The sequence below is a fragment of the Achromobacter pestifer genome (assembly GCF_902859625.1).
In the GTDB taxonomy this organism is placed as follows: domain Bacteria; phylum Pseudomonadota; class Gammaproteobacteria; order Burkholderiales; family Burkholderiaceae_B; genus Achromobacter; species Achromobacter pestifer.
Map to the genome: position 1 here is coordinate 519,721 of NZ_CADIJX010000004.1, position 20,428 is coordinate 540,148.

Consider the following 20,428-nt stretch of genomic DNA (forward strand, 5'->3'; position numbering starts at 1 on the left):
AGCGGCACAAACCCACGAGTGGGGCGCGGATCAGATCCGCATGGGCATGACGACGTACTTGAACTGGTCGTCTTCGGGCAGGGTGATGAGCGCCGACGCATTGGCGTCGGGCATGACCGACCACTGGATGTTGTCGACTTTCACGTTGGCCAGCACGTCAAGCAGATAGCCGACGTTGAAGCCCACGTCCAGGGCTTCATGGCCGTAGTCGATGTCGATTTCTTCCTGCGCCTCTTCCTGCTCGGCGTTCGAGGACGAGATCTTCATCTGGTTCTGCGCCAATTGCAGGCGCACGCCCTTGAACTTGTCGGTGGTCAAGATCGCGGCGCGCTGAAGGCTGCCCTGAAGCGCTTCGCGGCCCACCATGAAATGGCGCGTGTAGTTCGTCGGAATCACGCGCGTGAAATCGGGAAACTTGCCTTCGACCAGCTTGGACACCAGTTCCACGTCGCCGAAGCGGAAGCGGATCTGGCCCGGCGCCACATCAATGGAGACCACCTCGTCGGAGTCTTCCAGCAGGCGCTGCATTTCCAGCACGGTCTTGCGCGGCACGATCACTTCGTGGCGTTCGGCGATGCCATCGGCCTCGGTCGAGCAATGCGCCAGGCGGTGACCATCGGTGGCGACGGCGCGCACACGACCCGGTTCAAACACCAGCAGCATGCCGTTCAGGTAATAACGGATGTCCTGTTGCGCCATGGCGAAGTGCACCATGTTGAACAAGTGGCGCAGCGTGCGTTGCGGCATGGTCAGCGAGACATCCCAGTTCTCGGGCTGAGCCACGGTGGGGAACTCGCTGGCGGCCAGCGTCTGCAACGCGAAGCGGCTCTTGGCCGACTGCACCGACAGCTTGTTGCTGGCCAATGCCAGACGCACATCGCCGGTGTCCGGCAACGCCTTCAGGATGTCCAGCAACTTGCGCGCCGCAACCGTGGTGGACTCGTTGTCCTGGCCCACGCCGAAGTCGGCGTGCGTGGTGATCTGTACTTCCAGGTCGGTCGCAATGAAGGCAACTTTATTGCCTTCCTTGCGCATCAGGATGTTCGCCAGGATGGGCAGGGTATGGCGTCTTTCGACGATGCCCGCCACGGTCGACAGCGGTTTCAGCAATGCATCGCGTGTGGTTTGTACGAGTTGCATGTTCATCCTTTTAGAGTTTGTTCCAACACGTGCAGGGTATGGTTGAGCTCCGCTTGCTTTGCGCGGGCGTCGGAAATCTTGCGGACGGCGTGCAGTACGGTGGTGTGATCACGACCACCGAACAAATCGCCGATTTCCGGCAGGCTTTTCTGGGTCAGCTCCTTCGCCAGATACATCGCGACCTGGCGGGGCAATGCAATATTGGCGGGCCGGCGTTTCGAGTACATGTCGGCGACCTTGATCTTGTAGAAATCCGCAACCGTCTTCTGGATGTTTTCCACAGTGATCTGGCCGTTGGACACGGACAGCAGGTCCTTCAGGGCTTCCTTGCAGACGTCCACAGTCAGCACATCGCGGCCGTGGAAGCGGGCGTAAGCCAGAACCTTGCGCAGCGCGCCTTCCAGTTCGCGCACGTTGCTGCGCAGATGCTTGGCAATGAAGAAGGCCACTTCCTCGGGCATGGGCACGCCTTCGGATTCCGCCTTGCGCAGCAGGATCGCCACGCGCATCTCCAGCTCCGGCGGCTCGATTGCCACCGTCAGGCCGGAGTCGAAACGCGAGATCAGGCGGCTGTCGATGCCGGACAGCTCCTTCGGATACGTATCGCTGGTGATGATGATCTGCTTGCGCTGGGCCACCATTGCCTCGAACGCATAGAAGAACTCTTCCTGCGTGCGGTTCTTGCCGGAGAAGAACTGGATATCGTCGATCAGCAGCAGATCAAGCGAATGGTAGTAGCGCTTGAAGTCATCGAACGCCTTGCGCTGATAGGCCTTGACCACATCCGACACGTACTGGTCCGCATGCACGTAGCGCACGCGCACGCCCGTGCCCGCCGCCACCATGGCGTTGCCGATGGCGTGGATCAAGTGGGTCTTGCCCAGGCCCACGCCGCCATACAGGAACAGCGGGTTATAGGAGGTGCCCGGGTTCTCAGCCACTTGCAGCGCGGCGGCGCGCGCCAGCTGGTTGGCCTTACCCGTCACGAAGTTCTCGAACGTCAGGTCCGTGTTCAGCCGCGAACGCTCGTACACGATGTTGGCCGCGTCGGCGTTCACCGCCTGCGCCGCCGCCGTCGTGGCGGGTGGGGGCGGCGGAGCCGCGGCCTGCATGGGTGGAGCGCCGCCTGAGGGTTGCGCAGCGGACAGGTGCGTTTGCTCGGGTTGCGGCGCACGCACGGGCGCGACCGGCATACGCGGCGCAGCTCCGTGAGAAGGCAATTCGAACAATACCTGTACCGGTCGCTTGAACCACTCCGCGGCCAACGCTTCGATCTGGTGGGAAAAGTTCTTGCGCACCCAATCCAGCTTGAAGCGGTTGGGCGCGGCAACGCGCAGCACCGCCTGCGTTTCGTCGTACGCAAGCGGGACCAGCGGTCGTATCCACGCGCTGATTTGTTGGGGGGGGAGTTCCTGCTCAAGACGACTGACGCAGGTCTGCCAGAATTCTTTCATGTCGCTCTTATTCAAACCTCGATTCTACCTTGCCTCGGCAGGGGTTATCCACAGGGTAGGACATAACCGTCTACATTGCGCTAGCTTAACTGTTTGACAAGACAGGGAAAACTTGCTGAAATGGTGGGCTTTTCCGAATTCTGTCTGTCAGAAGGTTTCACAGAGAGCTTAGCCGGAGTTGTCGTGGGTACCCTCCTTTATTAGGTCGGCGCCCGCAACACTGTCCGGTTTTTAGCTTTGCTGAATAGGTCGCCTGGGGAGAAGTTCCCAGCATGCTGGGAGGAAATTCCCAGTCCAGAGCCCCGTCTAAGAGTTGTTTTTTGCACATGTTGCAAAAATGCTCTTCAGATACCCGCTTCTGAATGTGCGACCTGGAACCCTCCGGGCAGGTCCCTTCTGACTTTTGTTCTTTTTGTGGATCGTCCATGAAACGTACCTACCAACCTTCCGTTACCCGCCGCAAGCGCACCCATGGCTTTCGCGTGCGCATGAAAACCCGCGCTGGCCGCGCTATCCTGAACGCCCGTCGCGCCAAGGGCCGCAAGCGTCTGGCCGTCTAGTCCTGGTTTTCCGGTTTTCCGGAAACCTGACTATTTGCACGGACTGGCCATATTGCAAGACCTCTCGCAATCTCGTTCCGGTTCCGCGCAAACGCCTGACCCGCAGTCCATGCCGCGCTCCACGCTTCCCCCGGAGGCGCGGCTGCATCGCCCCTCCGAGTTCGCCGCTGCCCTGAAAGGCCGGCGTCTTGCCCGAGGGGCGTTATTCATTGTGACTTCTGCTCCCAATGATCTGCCCCCCGGTCAGAACGCCTGTGCCCGTCTGGGGCTCATCATCGCCAAGCGGTTCGCCGCTCATGCCAGTACGCGCAACGCCATCAAGCGGGTCATCCGCGAAGCGTTTCGCCACCGGCGCTTGGCGCTGCCGGCCAAGGACTACGTCGTGCGCCTGCATAGCAAAGTGACTCCCGCCACGCTCACCTCGCTTAAACGCTTGGCAAGAGCCGAAGTGGACGCTCACTTTGAGCGGATAACGCGATGATTTTCAAAGCGCTGCTTATTGCGCCCATCCGGTTCTACAGGTTCTTCCTGAGTCCCTGGATCGGCAGGCAGTGCCGCTTCACCCCGACTTGCTCGGCATACGCAATTGAAGCAATCGAACGCCACGGCGCCTGGCGCGGCTTTTGGTTGGGAGTCCGGCGCATCGGCCGATGCCATCCCTGGTCGCCCGGCGGGTGGGATCCCGTTCCGCCCACGCCGGGAACCAATGGCACCCCGTGCTGCTCCCACAGCCACCGCACCGAGCACGATTGACGCTAAACTGGCGGGCTTTGCTGGCCCGTATTCACTTCAGTAGGCACCATGGATATCCGACGCACCGTCCTCTGGATGATTTTTTCCTTTTCGCTGTTGCTCCTTTGGAACAACTGGCAAATCCATAACGGCAAGCCGTCGCTGTTCGGGGGCCCCACGCCCGCGGCCAGCACGGCTGAACCGCAGACCGGCGCCAACGCCACGCCTTCGGTGCCCAGCGCACCCACCGCGACCACGGCCGCCACGCCGTCGGCTGTCCCTGGCGCTTCCGCGCCTGCGGCCGCGCGTTCGGAAGAAGTCGTCATCACGACCGACGTGCTGCGCCTGACGTTCGACACGATGGGCGCCCAACTGGTGCGTGCCGAACTGCTGAAGTACCCGGCAACCGGCCAGCCGGACAAGCCCACGGTGCTGCTGGACCGCTCGGCGGGCCTGAACTACGTCGTGCAGTCCGGCGTGGTCGGCGCCCCCAACGGCCAAAGCTTCCCCACGCACCAGACGCCTTTCCGCATCGTGACGTCGGAGCGCCAACTGACCGGCGACAACCTGGTCGTCTCGTTTGAAGGCGAATCGGGCGGCGTCAAGGTCACCAAGACGTTCACCCTGCACAAGGGCCGCTACGATATCGACGTGCGCCATGACCTGGCCAACGTCGGCTCCGCCCCCGTGACGCCCGCGCTGTACTTGCAGCTTGAGCGCGACGGCAACGACCCGGCCGATACGTCCAGCTTCTATCACACCTTCACCGGTTTCGCCGTCTACTCGGAACAGGACAAGTTCCAGAAGAGCACCTTCGGCGACATCGAAAAGAAGAAGGCCAATTACATCAAGCAGGCTGACAACGGTTGGATCGCCGTGGTTCAGCATTACTTCGCCACGGCCTGGGTGCCGCCGCAAGGCAAGCCGCGCACGAACGAACTGCTGGAAGTGCAGAAGAACCTGTACGCCGCCCGCAGCATCGAAGCCGTCGGCGAAATTGCCCCGGGTTCCGCGTCGCGCGTCGACTCGCACCTGTGGGTGGGTCCGCAAGACCAGAAGGCCATGGCGGCACTTGCCCCCGGCCTGGAACTGGTCGTGGACTATGGCTGGCTGACCATCATCGCCAAGCCGCTGTTCACGCTGATGACCTGGCTGCATTCCATCCTGGGCAACTGGGGCTGGACCATCGTTGCCCTGACCGTCTTGATCAAGGCCATCTTCTACCCGCTGGCCGCCGCGAGCTACCGCTCGATGGCCCGCATGAAGCAAGTGGCCCCGCGCCTGCAAGCGCTGAAGGAAAAGTACGGCGACGACAAGCAGAAGCTCAACGCCGCCATGATGGAGATGTACCGCACCGAAAAGATCAACCCGCTGGGCGGCTGCTTGCCGATGGTGGTGCAGATCCCGGTGTTCATCTCGCTGTACTGGGTGCTGTTGGCCAGCGTGGAAATGCGCGGCGCACCGTGGATTCTGTGGGTCCATGACCTGTCGATCCGTGACCCGTTCTTCATTCTGCCCGCCATCATGATGGCCACCATGTTCCTCCAGATCAAACTGAACCCGACGCCCCCGGACCCCATCCAGGCCAAGGTCATGATGATCATGCCGCTGGTGTTCGGTGGGATGATGTTCTTCTTCCCGGCCGGCCTGGTGCTGTACTGGTGCGTCAACAACACCTTGTCGATCGCACAGCAGTGGTCCATCACGCGCGCCATGCAACGCAAGACGGAAGCCGCAGCAAACCGCTGAGCCTGACGTTGGCAGCATGAAGAACCGGCCCTCAAGGGGCCGGTTTTTTTATGCCCCGAGCTTTCGGAAAATCCAGGTGGCCTGTTGCCGCATCGAGACATCGTCGATAGTTATTTTCAATTGAATTTGATTCTTCAATCAACTTCACAAACGCAACCTTGACCCCTATGATGTGTCGGACATACTCCTCGGGCGGCAACGTCGGAGGGTATTCACGAGACAGCGCGGGCCTTGCCAAGCCCCGCGCATTCCAGAATCACGTAGGAGTGTGCTATGACCGACAAGAAGCATCTGACCACCGCCGCAGGCGCCCCGGTGGCGGACAACAACAACACGCTGACCGCCGGCCCCCGCGGTCCCGCGCTGTTGCAGGACTTCTGGCTGATTGAAAAGCTTGCCCACTTCGACCGCGAACGCATCCCGGAGCGCGTCGTCCATGCCAAAGGCTCCGGCGCCTATGGCACCCTTACCATCACGCACGACATCTCGCGCTACACCCGCGCCAGCATCTTTTCCCAGGTTGGTAAACAAACCCCGCTGTTCCTGCGCTTTTCCACCGTGGCCGGCGAACGCGGCGCGGCGGATGCCGAACGCGACGTGCGCGGCTTCGCCATCAAGTTCTATACCGATGAGGGCAACTGGGACCTGGTGGGCAACAACACCCCCGTTTTCTTCATTCGCGACCCGCTGAAGTTCCCGGATTTCATCCACACCCAGAAGCGCGACCCCAAGACCAACCTGCGCAGCGCCACCGCCGCATGGGACTTCTGGTCGCTTAGCCCCGAATCATTGCACCAGGTCACCATCCTGATGAGCGATCGCGGCATCCCCGCCAACCTGCGCCAGCAACATGGCTTTGGATCGCACACGTTCAGCTTCGTCAACAAGGACGGCGAACGCTTCTACGTGAAGTTCCACTTCAAGTCGCAGCAAGGCGTGGCCTGTATGAGCGACGAAGAAGCCGCGCAAGTGGTCGCGCATGACCGCGAAAGCTCGCAGCGCGACCTGTTCAACAACATCGAACAGGGCAATTTCCCGAAGTGGACGCTGAAGGTGCAAATCATGCCCGAGGCCGAAGCCGAGACCTATCACATCAACCCGTTCGACCTGACGAAGGTGTGGCCCCATGGCGACTACCCGCTGATCGAAGTGGGCGTGCTGGAACTGAACAAGAACCCTGAGAACTACTTCGCGGAAGTGGAGCAGGCCGCTTTTACGCCGGCCAACGTCGTTCCAGGCATCGACTTCTCACCCGACAAGATGCTGCAAGGACGCCTGTTCTCGTATGGCGACACGCACCGCTACCGCCTGGGCATCAATCATCACCAGATCCCGGTGAACGCGCCGCGCTGCCCGTTCCACAGCTACCACCGCGACGGCGCCAGCCGCGTGGACGGCAACGCCGGCGGCACGCTGAACTACGAGCCCAACAGCGCGGGCGAGTGGAAGGAAACCCCGTCGGCCGGCGAACCGCCGCTGGCGCTCGACGGCCAGGCCGCCGCGCGCTGGAACCATCGCGTCGATGACGACTACTACTCGCAGCCGGGAGCCTTGTTCCGCCTGATGACGCCGGAAAAGCAGGAACTGCTGTTCGGCAACATCGGGCGCCACATGGCCGGCGTGCCGGAAGAAATCCAACGCCGTCAGCTGGAACACTTCAGGAAGGCCGATCCGGCGTACGCGGCCGGCGTGGCCAAGGCATTGGGGCTGAAGATCTAACCCCTCGCCAGAAGCGGTAATTCAATGACAAGGGGCGGTCCCGTTCACGGGACCGCCCCTTTTCTTCCTGTGGATAACAGGCCGGCTAGCGCTGCATGCCCCAACGCCGGACCGTCAAACGCTCCAAGGTGTCGAATCCCAGGTTTTCCACAAGCAGGCCGATGATGACCACCGCGGCCAAGCCCGCGAACACCCGATCTGTGTATAACTCGTTGCGGTTCTGGAAGATGTACCAACCCAGTCCGCCCTTGCCGCTGGAGGCGCCGAACACCAGTTCGGCCGCGATCAGCGTGCGCCACGCAAATGCCCAGCCAATCTTCAAGCCCGCCAGGATGGCCGGCAACGCGGCCGGCACCAGGATCTGCAACACGTAGCGCAGGCCCGTCAGCCCATAGTTGCGGCCTGCCATGCGCAGGGTTTCCGACACCCCCAGAAAGCCCGCATACATATTCAGCGCCAGTGCCCACAGCACGGAGTGGATCAGCACGAACACCAGGCTGCCTTCGCCCAACCCGAACCACAGCAAAGCCAGCGGCAGCAGCGCGATGGCAGGCAGCGGGTTGAACATCGCCGTCAGCGTTGACAACAGATCGCGCCCGAAGCGGGTGGACACCGCCAGCGTGGTCAGCACGAACGCCAGCACCACGCCCGCCAGATATCCCTGCACCAGTACACGCAGCGATTGCCCCGCGCGCGCCGGCAATTCGCCATCGGCGATGCCTTGCACAAAGGCCTGCGCCGTTTGCCAGGCGCCCGGCAGCAGCAGGTCGTTGTCCGTGTAGCGCGCCGCCAACTCCCACAACGCCGCCAACAGCGCCAGGATCACGAGCTTGCGCAGGCTGGCGTGCTGCCAAAGCCGTTCGTGCCATGGCAGCGGCGTTTCAGCCGCCTGGGCGGGCAAGGGCGGCAGGTCATATTCCACTTCGGGACGGATGGGGGGCGTTGCGGCGTGGGTGCTGCTCATGGGGATGGACTCATCGGACAAAACGCATCGGGATATCCTCAAGCCGCCGCGCGTTCGGCCTGCGCGGGTTCGGACGACGGCACGGGCGATTCAAACAACAGATCGTGAATGCGCTTGGCGGCCGATTGAAAGCCCGCTGAACCCTGGCTGTGCAAGCCGAAGGCATGCGCATTCAGTTCGGCGCGCACGCGGCCGGGGTGCGGGGACAGCAGCAGCACGCGGCTACCCAGCACCAGTGCCTCTTCAATGGAGTGCGTCACGAACAACAAGGTGAAGCGCACCTCCTCCCACAACGCCATCAACTCTTCCTGCATGCGGCGCCGCGTCAGTGCATCCAAAGCGGCGAATGGTTCATCCATCAGTAGCACACGCGGCTGCATGGCCAGTGCGCGCGCGATCGCCACGCGCTGCTTCATGCCGCCGGACAAGGTATGCGGGTAGGCGTCGGCAAACGCCGCCAGCCCAACCTTGTCCAGGTAATGCATGGCGCGTTCATCCGCTTCGGGGCGCGAGAGCTTGCGCGACGCCAACAGCGGAAACGCGACGTTCTGCCGCAGCGTTTTCCACGGCGGCAACTGGTCGAATTCCTGAAACACGACGATGCGATCCGGCCCCGGCCCCGTCACGGTCTCACCATCAAGCGCAATGCGTCCTTCCGTCGGCTCAATGAAACCGGCCACGGCCTTGAGCAAGGTGGATTTGCCGCAGCCGGACGGTCCCAACAGGATGAAGCGGTCAGCGCCATGCACCTCGAAACTGACTTGATGCGTCGCTCGAACCCGTCTTTCGCTCGTCTTATATTCGATCGACACCTTATCCACAGCTAGCAAAGGAGCCCGCTTTGCAACGTTATCCACAGGCTTGGCGGCGATCACCGACATCTCAGCTGCCTTGCGCCGTCAGCGCGTCATCGAAGAAGTAGTCGCGCCAGCTGGCCGGCGCGTTCTTGATGGCGCCCACCTTGTGCATGAACTCGGCCAGCGCAAAGGTGTTCTGCGGCTCAAGTTTGAATTGCACATCGGGGTTCTTGATCACCTTGATCAGGAAATCGCGGTCCTGCTTGGCGCCAGTGACGCGCAAATACGTATCCGCCGCCTTCTCCGGATTCGCGGCGGCAAATGCCGCAGCTTCCTTGAGCGCTTCCTGGAACGCCTTGTACGTCTTCGGATTTTCCTTGCGGAATTTCTCGGTGGCGAACAACACGGTGGACGAACTGGGGCCACCCAGCACGTCATAGGAATTCAGCACGATGCGGGCCTTGGGGTTCTCGGCCAGCTCCTGCTCCTGGAACGGGGGATTGCCGAAATGGCCCGTGATTTCCGTGCCGCCAGCGATGATCGCCGCGGCCGCGTCCGGATGCGGCAACGCCACCGATATCTTGTCCAGCTTGTTGAACTGCGCGTCACCCCACAGCTTGGCGGACGCCAGTTGCAGCACCCGCGACTGTACGGATACGCCCACGGCCGGCACCGCGATGCGGTCCTTGTCGGTGAAATCCGCAATCGACTTCACGTTGGGATTATTCGTGACCAGGTAGTAGGGAAAGTTGCCCAGCGAAGCCACGCCTTTCACGTTCTGCTTGCCGTGGGTGCGGTCCCAAATGGTCAACAGCGGCCCGACGCCGGCGCCCGCAATATCCACCGCCCCGGACAACAGCGCGTCATTCACGGCCGAGCCGCCCGACAGCTTTGCCCATTCAACCGAGATATCCACACCTTCGGCCTTGCCGTGCTTTTCGATCAGTTGCTGATCGCGCGCCACGTTCAGCAACAGATACACGATGCCATATTGCTCGGCGATGCGGATGCGCCCTTCGGCCATGGCCGGTGTCGGCGAGGCCAGTGCTAGCACCGCCAATATCAGCGCCAAAGCGGCGCCAGTGGCGGTTTGGGCCAAACGGTCCCGAAGTGCGGATGACAAACGCATGGTGTTCCTTGTGGATAAGTGCTTGGTCTTCAACGGGCGCTCGGCAAGGGCGTCCTACCCGCGCGTATTGCCGGGACGTATTACCTGGGCGTATCGCCTTCGATGGTCGTGCGGAACAGCTTGCGACGCAGATGATCCGGCGTGCCTCCCGCCAGATGGATCAGCGAGCGGTTGTCCCAGAACACCAGATCATGCGGCTGCCAGTAGTGGCGGTAGATGTGTTCGGCGCGGATGCTGTGCGCAAACAATTCGGCTAGCAAGGCGCGGCTTTCGTCTTCCGGCACATCCACGATGCGGGTCGTAAAGCCTTCGGAGACAAACAGGGCGCGGCGGCCGTTCTCGGGATGCGTGCGCACCACGGGATGCACCACTTCCTGCACCTGCGCGATTTGCTGGGCGCTCAGGTTGGGCCGCCAGTTGCCTTCCTTCTGCAACTGTCCGTACTGCGCCAGATACGAGTGCACGGCGCGCTTTCCTTCGATCGCATTGCGCAATGCGGCCGGCAGTGTGTCGTAAGCCAGATGCATGTCCGCGAACAAGGTGTCACCGCCTTCCGACGGCAATTCCTGCGCGTGCAAGAGCGAACCCAGGCTGGGCAGTTCCTTGTATGAGATATCCGAATGCCAATACTTGCCGGCGTCACCCAGGCCGATCGGCTTGCCGTCTTCCACGATGTTGGAGACGATGAGGATCTCGGGGTGGCCCGCCAGATGGAATTGATGCAACACATGGACCATCAGGCGGCCAAAGCGGCGGCTGAAATCGATGTGTTGTTGCGGCGTGATCCGCTGGTCGCGAAAGACCAGCAAATGATGGTCCAGATGCGCTTGGTGCACTCGCGCGAAATCGGCAGGCGCCAAGTCACGGGACAGGTCCAGGCCGATGATTTCGGCGCCCACCGGACCGGGCAGGGCACGCACGTCAAACGACTGCGCCTGGGCGGCGGGGGCGGCGTCTACTTCGCGCCGCAAGGCGTTGCTCTGGGACATCGATCGCTCCGATTCGCCTTGCGGCATGGCTGGAACGATCCATTATGGAAACCTCGCCTTGTATCTCAAACGAAGATATCGGCGTTTGATCAAAGCTTCACGTCATATAGAAAAGCCGCGGGGGGAACCCTCGCGGCTTCATGCAAAACGCCTATAAGCAAATAGCGTATCGGTGTTTGGCGGGGCTCAGGCCGCCGGCAGGTAGGCCTCTACCAACTTCACCCAGTACGTCGCCCCCACTGGCAGCAAGGCGTCATTGAAATCGTAGTTCGGGTTGTGCAACTGACATGGTCCCATGCCGTGATAGCTTTCCATGCGGTGATCGCCATCGCCGTTGCCCAGGAACAGATACGTGCCTGGAATCGCTTCCAGGAAGAAGGAAAAGTCTTCCGCACCCATGAAGGGCGGCATGTCGCGCAGCACGTTTTCGGCGCCGAATGCGTCTTCCGCCACCTTGGCCGCGAAGGCGGTTTCCTTCTCCCAATTGACCAGCGGCGGGTAGGCACGCACGAAGTCCAGTTCACCCGTGCCGCCGTAGACCTGCGGCAAGGTGGTGGCAATGCGCCGCATGTCGGCCTCGATCTTGTCCAGCGTGTCCACGGAGTAGGTGCGCACGGTGCCGCGCAGCACGGCTTCGCCCGGAATCACGTTGTAGGCATCACCGGCGTGAATCTGCGTGATCGACAGCACCGCCTGTTCCAACGGGTTCTTGCTGCGTGAAATCACCGTCTGCAAAGCATGCACCATGTCGGCCGCAACAATGATCGGATCGACCGAGGCATGCGGCTGCGCCGCGTGCCCGCCCACGCCCTTGATGACAATGTCCCAGCGGTTGCTCGACGCCATGGTCGGACCCGCACGAAAGCCGAACTGGTTGACCGGCATGCCGGGCATGTTGTGGATGCCAAACACGGCGTCGCACGGAAATTTGTCGAACAAGCCATCTTGCATCATGGCGCGCGCACCCGCATTGCCGCCTTCTTCCGCCGGCTGAAAGATGAACACGACGGTGCCATCGAAGTTGCGGTGCGTGGACAGATACTGCGCCGCCCCCAGCAGCATGGCGGTATGACCATCATGGCCGCAGCCGTGCATGCGGCCACTGATGGTGGACTTGTGCGCAAAGCGGTTGTGCTCAGGCATCGGCAAGGCATCCATGTCGGCGCGCAGACCCACCGTCTTGCCGCCACTGCCTGCGCGCAACACGCCCACCACACCCGTTTTTCCCAAGCCCGTGTGCACTTCCAGTCCCCATTCACGCAGCCGTTCGGCCACAAGGTTGGAGGTGCGCGTTTCCTGAAAAGCAAGTTCGGGATGGGCGTGGATATCCCGGCGCAACGCGGTCAGCTCGGGATGCGCACGTTCGATTTCGGCAATGGTTTTCATGGCGTTATGGAATAGGAAGAATTCGGTGGGCGAATCGTAAATCCGTAGGATGGGTGTGGGATAGATGTGGGATTGATATGGGAGGGGTGTGGGATAGATGTAGGAGGGGTGAAGCGCGAGAAAGCCGTCAAAAGCAAAGCAATGCGAACCGCGCGCAACCCATCAAACAACGCTGGAGACATGGCTGATCCGCAAAAGAACTAGCCGGTTGCTTGATGGGTTGCGCGCGTTCAATGTCCGCGCTCTTATCTGGACATTCTCGCGCTTCACCCATCCTACGTCCAGTGCGACGCCCTGAATACAAGGCTTCAGCTCATGTCGTTCAAATGGCAAGCACTGAACTGCCCCGGTGCGATTTCCCGCAGCAAGGGCCGTTCCACCGAGCAACGCGCCATGGCCTGGGGACAACGCGGATGAAACGCGCACCCACTGGGCGGATCCAGCGGCGACGGTAGCTCACCCTTGATTGGCTGATAGGTACGGCGCCCAGGCGTCAGCGTCGGCAATTCCTTCAGCAACGCCTGCGTATACGGATGGTTGGCGCGTTGGAACACCGTATCGGTCGGCGCAAGTTCCACCACCCGCCCCAGATACATGATGGCCACGCGATCCGAGATATGGCTCACCACGCTCAGGTTGTGGCTGATGAACAGATACGTCAGATCCAGGTCATCACGCAGTTGCTCGAACAGGTTCAACACCTGCGCCTGAATGGACACGTCCAGCGCGGCCACGGCCTCGTCGCAGACAATCACCGACGGCTTCAGGGCCAGTGCCCGCGCGATGCCTATGCGCTGTCGCTGACCGCCCGAGAACTGGTGCGGATAACGCTGTGCAAACGTAGGATCCAGCCCGACTTGCCGCATCAACCCCGCCACGTATTCCGCCTTGTCACGCGAACGGATCAGGCCATGCGCCACCGGCGCCTCGCCGATGATCTCGCGCACGCGCATGCGCGGATTGAGCGATGCATACGGATCCTGGAAGATCATCTGCACACCCAGTTCGTACGCGCGCCGCTCGGTGCCTGTCATGGCCTTCACGGCCTTGCCTTGATAATGCACGTCGCCGGAAGAGGGCGGCAGGATGCCGGACACGATGCGGCCCAATGTGGATTTTCCGCAGCCTGACTCGCCCACGATGCCGATGACTTCGCCGCGTTGAACGTCCAGGTCCACCCCGCCCACCGCGTGCACCACCTGCGTCTTCAATCCCGCGCCCAGCAGGTTCGCAATGCGCCCGGCCAGGTCCACAGGCTGCACAAAGCGCAGTTCCACACCGCTCAGGGACAGGATGGGGGCGACGCCGCCGTCGCGTTCTGCTGCGCTCATTTGAGGTCTGGGTCTCCGGCATGCCAGCAGCGCACCCATTGCGCCGGGCGAACTTCCACGGGCTGCGGTTCGATCAGACAGGCGTCGGTCGCACGCGGGCAACGCCCGCGGAACGCACAGCCTTGCGGCAGATTCAAAAGCGAGGGCGTCATGCCCGGAATCGGCACCAACGGCCTGCCACGCGATTCAGGCGTCGGAATCGACGCAATCAACCCATGCGTATACGGGTGCATGGGGTGGCTGATCACGTCGCTCGTACTGCCGGTTTCCACCACTCGGCCCGCATACATCACCGACACGCGGTCAGCCAGCCCGGCCACCACCGCCAGATCATGCGTGATCCAGATCAAGCCCGTGCCGGTCTCGCGGCACAGCTTTTGCACCTCGAAGAGAATTTGTCCCTGGATCGTCACATCCAGCGCCGTCGTGGGTTCATCCGCGATGATCATGCGCGGGGAATTCAACAGCGCAATGGCAATAGCCACGCGCTGGCGCATGCCGCCCGACAGTTGGTGCGGATAGGTGCGCAAGCGCTCCTGCGGCGATGGGATGCCCACCATCGTCAGTGTCTGCAAAGCGCGCTCACGCGCTTGTTCACGCGATACCTTGCGATGCGCTTGCACGGCTTCGATCATCTGCGTATCCACGCGCAGCACCGGATTCAGGGTCATCATCGGATCCTGGAAGATCATCGCGATCTCCTGGCCCCGCAGCTGACGCCAGCGCGCCGGAGAGGCGCCGCGCAAGTCTTCGCCGTTCAAATGCAATTGCCCATCCACGATGCGGCCAGGCTCATCCAGCAATCCCATCAACGAAAAGCCGGTGATGCTCTTTCCAGAGCCTGATTCCCCCACCAGCCCAAGAATCTCGCCCTCGGCCAGCGTCAGGTCCACACCGTCCACCGCCTTGACCACACCGTTTCGCGTGAAGAAGTGCGTCTTCAGTCCCTGCACCTCAAGAATGGGCGGGGGCGGTGCCAGCGACTTGTCCACAGCTTGTGTTTGCATCGCGTCCACCCTCAGTTCGCGTGGCGCGGGTTGAGCACGTCGCGCAGATGGTCGCCCACCAGATTGATGGCGATGATGGCCAGCGCCAGCGCAATGCCAGGGAAGAACGAAATCCAGTACTGCCCCGACAACAAGTACTCGAAACCGTTGTAGATCAGCATGCCCAATGACGGTTCCGTCACCGGCACGCCCACCCCCAGGAATGACAACGTGGCTTCCAGGGCGATGGCATGCGCCAGGTCGATCGTGGCGATCACGATCAGCGGCGGCATGCAGTTGGGCAGCACATGGCGGAACAGCACGCGCCCCCATGACAGGGACATGCAGCGCGCGGCCTCCACGTATTCCTTGCCGCGCTCCACCAGCGCCGCGCCGCGCGCCGCCCGGGCAAAGTAGGCCCACTGCACGACAATCAAGGCGATGATCACCTTATCCACACCCTTGCCAAGAATCGCCAGCAGCATCAGGGCGACGAGAATGGCGGGAAACGACAACTGGATATCCACAATCCGCATCAGCAAGGCATCGATGCGTCCGCCGAAATAGGCAGCGATCAGCCCCACGGTGGCGCCAATGCCAAAGGCGGCCAGCACCGATACCACTGCCACCAGCAGGCTGGTGCGCATGCCGTAGAGAATGGCCGACAAGAGGTCGCGCGCCTGGCCGTCCGTGCCCAACCAATAATGCATGGACCCGTCGCCGCTTTCGCTGCCCGGCTTGAGCTTGGAATCCATGATGTCCAACACCGCCAGGTCATAGGGATTCTGCGGTGCGATCCACGGAGCCAACAACGCGGCGCCAACAATCACGACCAGCATCACCAGACCCAAGGTGGCCAACTTGCTGGCGAAGAAGTCCGACACGAAACGCCGCCAGGGCGTCTGTTCCTTGGGCGCCGCGGCAGGAGTGGAGACGGTAGCGTTGGGGTTCATCGGCGGCTATCCAAACGTACTCGGGGGTCCAGCACCGTGTAGATGATGTCCACCACCAGATTCAACATGACCAGGAAGAAAACGATCAAGAGCAGATACGCGACCACCACCGGCCGATCCAGGTTGATGATGGAATCGATCAGCAGCTTGCCCATGCCGGGCCACGAAAACACGGTTTCCGTCACCACGGCGAACGCCATCACCTGGCCGAACTCCAATCCAGCCACCGTTACGACGGGGATCAGGATGTTCTTGAGCAGATGCACGCCCAGCACGCGCTTTTCCGACAAGCCCTTTGCGCGCGCAAACTTGATGTAGTCCATCGGCAGCGCTTCGCGCGTGGCCGCCCGCGTCACGCGGATGATCATCGCGCATTTGGCGATCGCGATCGTTGCCGCAGGCAAGGCCAGGCTCAGCCAGCCGTTGAAGGTCAACACGCTCAGTTCCAGCGAACCGATGCTGACGGTCTTGCCGCGTCCGCCGGCCGGCACCCAGCCCAGCATCACGGCGAACACCATGATCAGCATCAGGCCAACCCAGAAGTTGGGCAGCGAAAATCCCAGTACCGACCCCGTCATGATGGCGCGAGAACCCGGCGCCTTGGGTTTCAAGCCCGCCAGAATGCCCAGCGGCACACCGATGAGCACCGATAGCAGCATGGCCACACAGGCCAGCTCCACGGTGGCCGGCATGCGCTCCAGAATCAGATGCATGGCCGGTTCGCCCGTCAGGAAGCTGTTGCCGAAATCTCCGCGCACCGCCTGGCCCATGAAGATCAGATACTGCCGCCAGAGCGGCTGGTCCAGGCCCAGCGATGCGCTGATCGCGGCGCGTTGTGCCTCCGTTGCTTCCGGGCTGGCCAGCATCGACACCGGATCGCCCACCATGTAGATGCCTGCAAAGACCAACGCCGACATGACAAGCATGACGACGATGGTTTGCAGCAGCCTTCTTACGATTGTTGCCAGCACTGGAAACCGCCCGCGTTGCGCGTTACTTCTTCAGGGTTGCGAACTGCGCAAGCGTGACTTGGTCGGGACGGCCTTGATAGCGGATGTCGCTCTTCATTGCCCAGACCGACAGCTCGAAATGCACCGGCAGCATGGCGAAATCGTCCATGGCCAGGTTGCTGGCCTTCGCAAGCAGCTCCGCACGCTTGGCGTCGTCCATCGTCGACGAAGCTTCCTTCACCAATTCATCCATCTTGGGGTTGGAATAACGGCTGCGGTTGGTGGTGCCCAGGCCCGCTTCCGGGTTGCGCGTCACCAGCAGCGACGTCAGTGCGTTGGACATCTCGCCGCTGGTCACGGACCAGCCCGCCAGATAGGCCGAAAAAGCATAGCTATCGCGGTTCTTGAAGAACACCGGGGGCGCCATCGCGTCCACGCTGGTCTTGACGCCAATGCGCGTCCACATCGATGCGATGGCCTGCGCCACCTTCGAATCGTTCACGTAGCGGCCCGACGGCGAACCCAGGGTGATCGAAAAGCCGTTGGGATAGCCTGCATCCTTCAATAGCGCCTTGGCTTTTTCGACATCAGCCTTCGGCGCCTTGGAATGTTCCTTGCTGGAGCCGAACATGGGGTAGGGCAGCAAGTTTCCAGCCGGCAAGGCCACGCCGCCCATCACGCGCTCCACCAGCGCATCACGGTTGAGGGCAAGCGACAATGCCTCGCGCACGCGCTTGTCCTTCATGGGATTCTTGTCGGTGCCCTGGATGCCGGGTGAAGGCTCGGCATACTGATCCAACGCGACATACACCACACGCACCGACGGCGTTTCCTCGACAAAGAGCTTCTTGTCGCCCTTCAGCTTGGGCAAGTCATCGGTTGGGGGATCCTCGATCATGTCCACGTCGCCGGCCAGGAGCGCCGCCACGCGCGCGGCCGCATTGCTGATCGGACGATAGACCACTCGGTCCCACTCAGGCTTCTTGCCCCAGTAATTGTCATTGCGAGCCAGCACGAATTCCGCACCGCGCTTCCACGACACAAACTTGTACGGGCCGGTACCCACCAGCCCGTCTCCGCTGTTCAGTTCGGTGGTCGTCTTGCCTTCGGCCGCGGGGCCGGAGGCGGCCTTCTTCGACATGATGGGCAACTGCGCCAGGTTCACCAGCAGGTTCGGCGCGACTTCCTTGGTGGTGACCCGAACGGTCATCGGATCAACCGCTTCCACCTTCGCCACCGAACCCAGATACAGCGTGAAGGGCGAGGGGCTGTTGGGTACTTTGGGCACGCGGTCATACGTGAACACCACGTCGTCGGCAGTGAACGGCGTGCCGTCAGAGAACTTCACGCCAGGACGCAGTTTGAACGTCCAGAGCTTGCCGTCCACGGTCCACGATTCCGCCAACGCGGGCTGCGGTTTCAATTGCGCGTCGGTCGCGACCAACGTGTCGAAAATGGTTTGGGAGATCTGCGTATTCGGCGTCAGCGCGTGATATTGCGGATCCATCGATGAGGGCTCGGTCTTCAAGGCGATCACCAGATCGCGAGCCATTGCGGAACTGAATGTGCCAAAGGCCAACATCACCGCGGCTGAGCCGCAGGCCAAGACACGCGAAAACCGAGATGCCATCGTGATCTCCCAGAGTTGTTTCGGGTTTTGAACCTCGGGGCCACATTAACCAGCAAACAAGGAGCCGCGCAACAGTTATATTCCCCTATTGTTCTCGCCTCTCCCCCGTTCAAATATGTCCGCTTACTCCCCCATTGCCGCCATTGCCACCGCCCCCGGAAGAGGTGGCATCGGCGTCGTGCGCGTTTCTGGTGCGGACCTGACCGAGTTGGTGCGCCGCCTGTTCCAGCGTGAGCTCACGCCGCGCCACGCGCATTACCTGCCATTTAAATCGGTGGATGGAGAACTGCTGGACGAAGGCATCGCCATCTACTTCCGCGCCCCCCATTCCTATACCGGCGAAGACGTATTGGAACTGCAAGGCCACGGCGGCCCCGCCGTGCTGCGCCGCGTGTTGGACAGTTGCCTGACGGCCGGCCGCGACCTCGGACTGCGCCTGGCGGAACCCGGTGAATTCACGCGCCGCGCCTTCTTGAACGACCGCATGGACTTGGCCCAGGCCGAAGCCGTGGCGGACTTGATCGAAGCCTCGTCAGTAGCTGCCGCACGGGGCGCCGTGGCGTCCTTGTCGGGGGAGTTCTCGGCCCGCGTGAACGATCTGTCCGACCGCATCATCCACCTGCGCATGCTGGTCGAAGCGACGCTGGATTTCCCTGAAGAAGAGATCGACTTCCTTGAGAAATATCAGGCCCGGCCGACGCTGGATGCGCTGACCGCCGACCTGTCCAACCTGATTGCGCAAGCGCGCCAGGGCGTCATCCTGCGCGAGGGCCTGCACGTCGTGCTTGCCGGCCAGCCCAACGTCGGAAAATCCAGTTTGCTGAACGCGCTGGCCGGTGACGACATCGCCATCGTCACCCCGATAGCGGGCACGACGCGCGACAAAGTGGTGCAGGAAATCCATATCGACGGCGTGCCGCTGCACATTGTGGACACGGCCGGGCTACGGGAAACCGAGGATACCGTCGAGAGCATCGGCATTGCCCGCACCTGGCAGGAAATCGAACGCGCCGATGTCATTCTGCACTTGCAGGACGCAACACAACCCGGCGACGAACTGGATGCCCAGATCACCGCGCGACTGCCACCGCGCACGCCCGTGCTGAAGGTATTCAACAAAGTGGACTTGTTATCCACAGCATTCGTGCCGGCCCCAAATGAATTAGGCATTTCCGCCAAGCGCGGTGCGGGTCTGGATGCACTGCGCGCGGAATTGCTTAATATCGCCGGCTGGAACCCGGGCGCAGAATCGCCCTGGCTCGCGCGCGAACGCCATCTGCACGCCCTGCAAGACGCCGCGGAACACTTGGCGCTTGCCGCTGAGCACGCCGGCCAGGATGACCGGGTGCTGGATCTGTTCGCGGAAGAATTGCGCCTGGCGCATGACAGTCTGTCCAGCATCACGGGAAAATTCACCAGCGACGATCTGCTGGGCGAGATTTTTTCCAGCTTCTGCATCGGGAAATAGTGCACGCCATGGCCCATCAGATACGCCAGGCCACCCCGGATGACGTTCCCGCCATTGAACGCATCGTCACCGATGCCTATACACCGTACATCGCCCGCATCGGCGCCACCCCAGGCCCCATGCGCGACGATTACGCCGCGCGTGTCGAGCAAGGCGTCGTGTATGTGTTGCAGGAGCAGCATTCAATCCACGGCGTATTGGTGCTGATCCCCGAAGGGGATTACATGCTGCTGGACAACATCGCAGTCTCTCCTTTGTCTCAAGGCAAGGGATATGGGCGCGTGCTGATGCAGTTTTCCGAGACCGCCGCGCGTCAGGCGGAATGTCGATGCATCCGTCTTTACACGCAAGAGAAAATGACCGAGAACATTGCGATCTACGCACGATACGGTTTCGTCGAAACACACCGCGCTGAAGAAATAGGGCTGCGGCGCGTTTTCATGCAAAAGCGCCTGGATTGAGCCGAACCGCTTCTTGAATGAATATACGAG

The 20,428-nt window shown here is 61.7% G+C and carries 19 protein-coding genes; 7 read left to right on the plus strand and 12 right to left on the minus strand.

The features are described from left to right. Positions 1–30: 30 nt before the first annotated feature. A complete protein-coding gene (dnaN, locus tag HV753_RS18190) occupies positions 31–1,140 on the minus strand; it encodes a DNA polymerase III subunit beta (protein ID WP_175176001.1) in 1,110 nt (369 codons plus the stop codon). 2 nt (positions 1,141–1,142) lie between these two features. Beyond that, the gene (dnaA, locus tag HV753_RS18195; protein WP_175176003.1) at positions 1,143–2,594 is read right to left on the minus strand and encodes a chromosomal replication initiator protein DnaA; all 1,452 of its coding nucleotides are present in this window, start codon (positions 2,592–2,594) and stop codon (positions 1,143–1,145) included. A gap of 425 nt (positions 2,595–3,019) precedes the next feature. Between dnaA and rpmH the strand changes: the two genes are divergently transcribed. The 5 genes from rpmH to HV753_RS18220 all read left to right on the plus strand — a co-directional run bounded on the left by rpmH (position 3,020) and on the right by HV753_RS18220 (position 7,354). Further along, on the plus strand, positions 3,020–3,154 hold the full coding sequence (gene rpmH / locus HV753_RS18200; protein WP_003816025.1) for a 50S ribosomal protein L34: 135 nt from the start codon (positions 3,020–3,022) through the stop codon (positions 3,152–3,154). Positions 3,155–3,263: 109 nt separating this feature from the next. Next, entirely contained in the window at positions 3,264–3,635 is a 372-nt protein-coding gene (locus HV753_RS18205) for a ribonuclease P protein component (protein ID WP_175176005.1), read from the plus strand. Continuing rightward, the gene (gene yidD, locus HV753_RS18210) at positions 3,635–3,907 is read left to right on the plus strand and encodes a membrane protein insertion efficiency factor YidD (RefSeq protein WP_175176202.1); all 273 of its coding nucleotides are present in this window, start codon (positions 3,635–3,637) and stop codon (positions 3,905–3,907) included. Before HV753_RS18205 ends, yidD begins: the two co-directional genes overlap by 1 nt. A 48-nt stretch (positions 3,908–3,955) precedes the next feature. Next, positions 3,956–5,635: a membrane protein insertase YidC gene (yidC, locus tag HV753_RS18215; protein ID WP_175176007.1), complete on the plus strand. Its 1,680-nt coding sequence runs from the start codon at positions 3,956–3,958 to the stop codon at positions 5,633–5,635. Positions 5,636–5,908: 273 nt separating this feature from the next. Then, the gene (locus tag HV753_RS18220) at positions 5,909–7,354 is read left to right on the plus strand and encodes a catalase (protein WP_175176008.1); all 1,446 of its coding nucleotides are present in this window, start codon (positions 5,909–5,911) and stop codon (positions 7,352–7,354) included. Positions 7,355–7,439: 85 nt separating this feature from the next. On the opposite strand, the gene HV753_RS18225 is transcribed toward HV753_RS18220, so the two are convergent. The 10 genes from HV753_RS18225 to HV753_RS18270 all read right to left on the minus strand — a co-directional run bounded on the left by HV753_RS18225 (position 7,440) and on the right by HV753_RS18270 (position 18,469). Continuing rightward, on the minus strand, positions 7,440–8,318 hold the full coding sequence (locus HV753_RS18225; protein ID WP_175176010.1) for an ABC transporter permease: 879 nt from the start codon (positions 8,316–8,318) through the stop codon (positions 7,440–7,442). 38 nt (positions 8,319–8,356) lie between these two features. Beyond that, on the minus strand, positions 8,357–9,199 hold the full coding sequence (locus tag HV753_RS18230) for an ABC transporter ATP-binding protein (protein WP_175176012.1): 843 nt from the start codon (positions 9,197–9,199) through the stop codon (positions 8,357–8,359). Between the two features lies 1 nt (position 9,200). Then, positions 9,201–10,244 (minus strand): ABC transporter substrate-binding protein, encoded by a 1,044-nt coding sequence (locus HV753_RS18235; RefSeq protein WP_175176014.1) that lies wholly within the window; start codon positions 10,242–10,244, stop codon positions 9,201–9,203. Between the two features lie 80 nt (positions 10,245–10,324). Further along, positions 10,325–11,233 (minus strand): TauD/TfdA dioxygenase family protein, encoded by a 909-nt coding sequence (locus tag HV753_RS18240; RefSeq protein ID WP_175176015.1) that lies wholly within the window; start codon positions 11,231–11,233, stop codon positions 10,325–10,327. Positions 11,234–11,419: 186 nt separating this feature from the next. Beyond that, complete coding sequence (locus HV753_RS18245; RefSeq protein WP_175176017.1) at positions 11,420–12,619, minus strand: M20 aminoacylase family protein; 1,200 nt, start codon at positions 12,617–12,619, stop codon at positions 11,420–11,422. A 308-nt stretch (positions 12,620–12,927) separates the two neighbouring features. Beyond that, a complete protein-coding gene (locus HV753_RS18250; protein ID WP_175176019.1) occupies positions 12,928–13,950 on the minus strand; it encodes an ABC transporter ATP-binding protein in 1,023 nt (340 codons plus the stop codon). Next, positions 13,947–14,957: an ABC transporter ATP-binding protein gene (locus HV753_RS18255; RefSeq protein WP_175176022.1), complete on the minus strand. Its 1,011-nt coding sequence runs from the start codon at positions 14,955–14,957 to the stop codon at positions 13,947–13,949. Before HV753_RS18255 ends, HV753_RS18250 begins: the two co-directional genes overlap by 4 nt. An 11-nt stretch (positions 14,958–14,968) precedes the next feature. Then, positions 14,969–15,889: an ABC transporter permease gene (locus HV753_RS18260; RefSeq protein ID WP_175176023.1), complete on the minus strand. Its 921-nt coding sequence runs from the start codon at positions 15,887–15,889 to the stop codon at positions 14,969–14,971. Further along, positions 15,886–16,860 carry an ABC transporter permease gene (locus HV753_RS18265; protein WP_175176025.1) on the minus strand — a complete coding sequence of 325 codons (975 nt, stop codon included), beginning with the start codon at positions 16,858–16,860 and terminating at the stop codon, positions 15,886–15,888. Before HV753_RS18265 ends, HV753_RS18260 begins: the two co-directional genes overlap by 4 nt. 22 nt (positions 16,861–16,882) lie before the next feature. Beyond that, positions 16,883–18,469, minus strand: a complete 1,587-nt coding sequence (locus HV753_RS18270; protein ID WP_175176027.1) for an ABC transporter substrate-binding protein — start codon at positions 18,467–18,469, stop codon at positions 16,883–16,885. Positions 18,470–18,584: 115 nt separating this feature from the next. On the opposite strand from HV753_RS18270, the gene mnmE reads away from it, so the two are divergent. Beyond that, entirely contained in the window at positions 18,585–19,937 is a 1,353-nt protein-coding gene (gene mnmE, locus HV753_RS18275; protein WP_175176030.1) for a tRNA uridine-5-carboxymethylaminomethyl(34) synthesis GTPase MnmE, read from the plus strand. Between the two features lie 8 nt (positions 19,938–19,945). Beyond that, positions 19,946–20,398, plus strand: coding sequence for a GNAT family N-acetyltransferase (locus tag HV753_RS18280; RefSeq protein ID WP_175176031.1), 453 nt, complete (start codon positions 19,946–19,948; stop codon positions 20,396–20,398). The last annotated feature ends 30 nt before the right edge of the window (positions 20,399–20,428 follow it).

Excerpts from the sequence above, each read along its gene's own strand:
- mnmE (WP_175176030.1), top strand. The coding sequence starts at position 18,585 with ATGTCCGCTTACTCCCCCATTGCCGCCATTGCCACCGCCCCCGGAAGA.
- yidC (WP_175176007.1), top strand. The coding sequence starts at position 3,956 with ATGGATATCCGACGCACCGTCCTCTGGATGATTTTTTCCTTTTCGCTG.
- dnaN (WP_175176001.1), bottom strand. The coding sequence starts at position 1,140 with ATGCAACTCGTACAAACCACACGCGATGCATTGCTGAAACCGCTGTCG.
- HV753_RS18280 (WP_175176031.1), top strand. The coding sequence starts at position 19,946 with ATGGCCCATCAGATACGCCAGGCCACCCCGGATGACGTTCCCGCCATT.
- HV753_RS18220 (WP_175176008.1), top strand. The coding sequence starts at position 5,909 with ATGACCGACAAGAAGCATCTGACCACCGCCGCAGGCGCCCCGGTGGCG.
- dnaA (WP_175176003.1), bottom strand. The coding sequence starts at position 2,594 with ATGAAAGAATTCTGGCAGACCTGCGTCAGTCGTCTTGAGCAGGAACTC.
- HV753_RS18240 (WP_175176015.1), bottom strand. The coding sequence starts at position 11,233 with ATGTCCCAGAGCAACGCCTTGCGGCGCGAAGTAGACGCCGCCCCCGCC.
- HV753_RS18235 (WP_175176014.1), bottom strand. The coding sequence starts at position 10,244 with ATGCGTTTGTCATCCGCACTTCGGGACCGTTTGGCCCAAACCGCCACT.
- HV753_RS18260 (WP_175176023.1), bottom strand. The coding sequence starts at position 15,889 with ATGAACCCCAACGCTACCGTCTCCACTCCTGCCGCGGCGCCCAAGGAA.
- HV753_RS18205 (WP_175176005.1), top strand. The coding sequence starts at position 3,264 with ATGCCGCGCTCCACGCTTCCCCCGGAGGCGCGGCTGCATCGCCCCTCC.
- rpmH (WP_003816025.1), top strand. The coding sequence starts at position 3,020 with ATGAAACGTACCTACCAACCTTCCGTTACCCGCCGCAAGCGCACCCAT.
- HV753_RS18230 (WP_175176012.1), bottom strand. The coding sequence starts at position 9,199 with ATGTCGGTGATCGCCGCCAAGCCTGTGGATAACGTTGCAAAGCGGGCT.
- HV753_RS18245 (WP_175176017.1), bottom strand. The coding sequence starts at position 12,619 with ATGAAAACCATTGCCGAAATCGAACGTGCGCATCCCGAGCTGACCGCG.
- HV753_RS18255 (WP_175176022.1), bottom strand. The coding sequence starts at position 14,957 with ATGCAAACACAAGCTGTGGACAAGTCGCTGGCACCGCCCCCGCCCATT.
- HV753_RS18270 (WP_175176027.1), bottom strand. The coding sequence starts at position 18,469 with ATGGCATCTCGGTTTTCGCGTGTCTTGGCCTGCGGCTCAGCCGCGGTG.
- HV753_RS18250 (WP_175176019.1), bottom strand. The coding sequence starts at position 13,950 with ATGAGCGCAGCAGAACGCGACGGCGGCGTCGCCCCCATCCTGTCCCTG.
- HV753_RS18225 (WP_175176010.1), bottom strand. The coding sequence starts at position 8,318 with ATGAGCAGCACCCACGCCGCAACGCCCCCCATCCGTCCCGAAGTGGAA.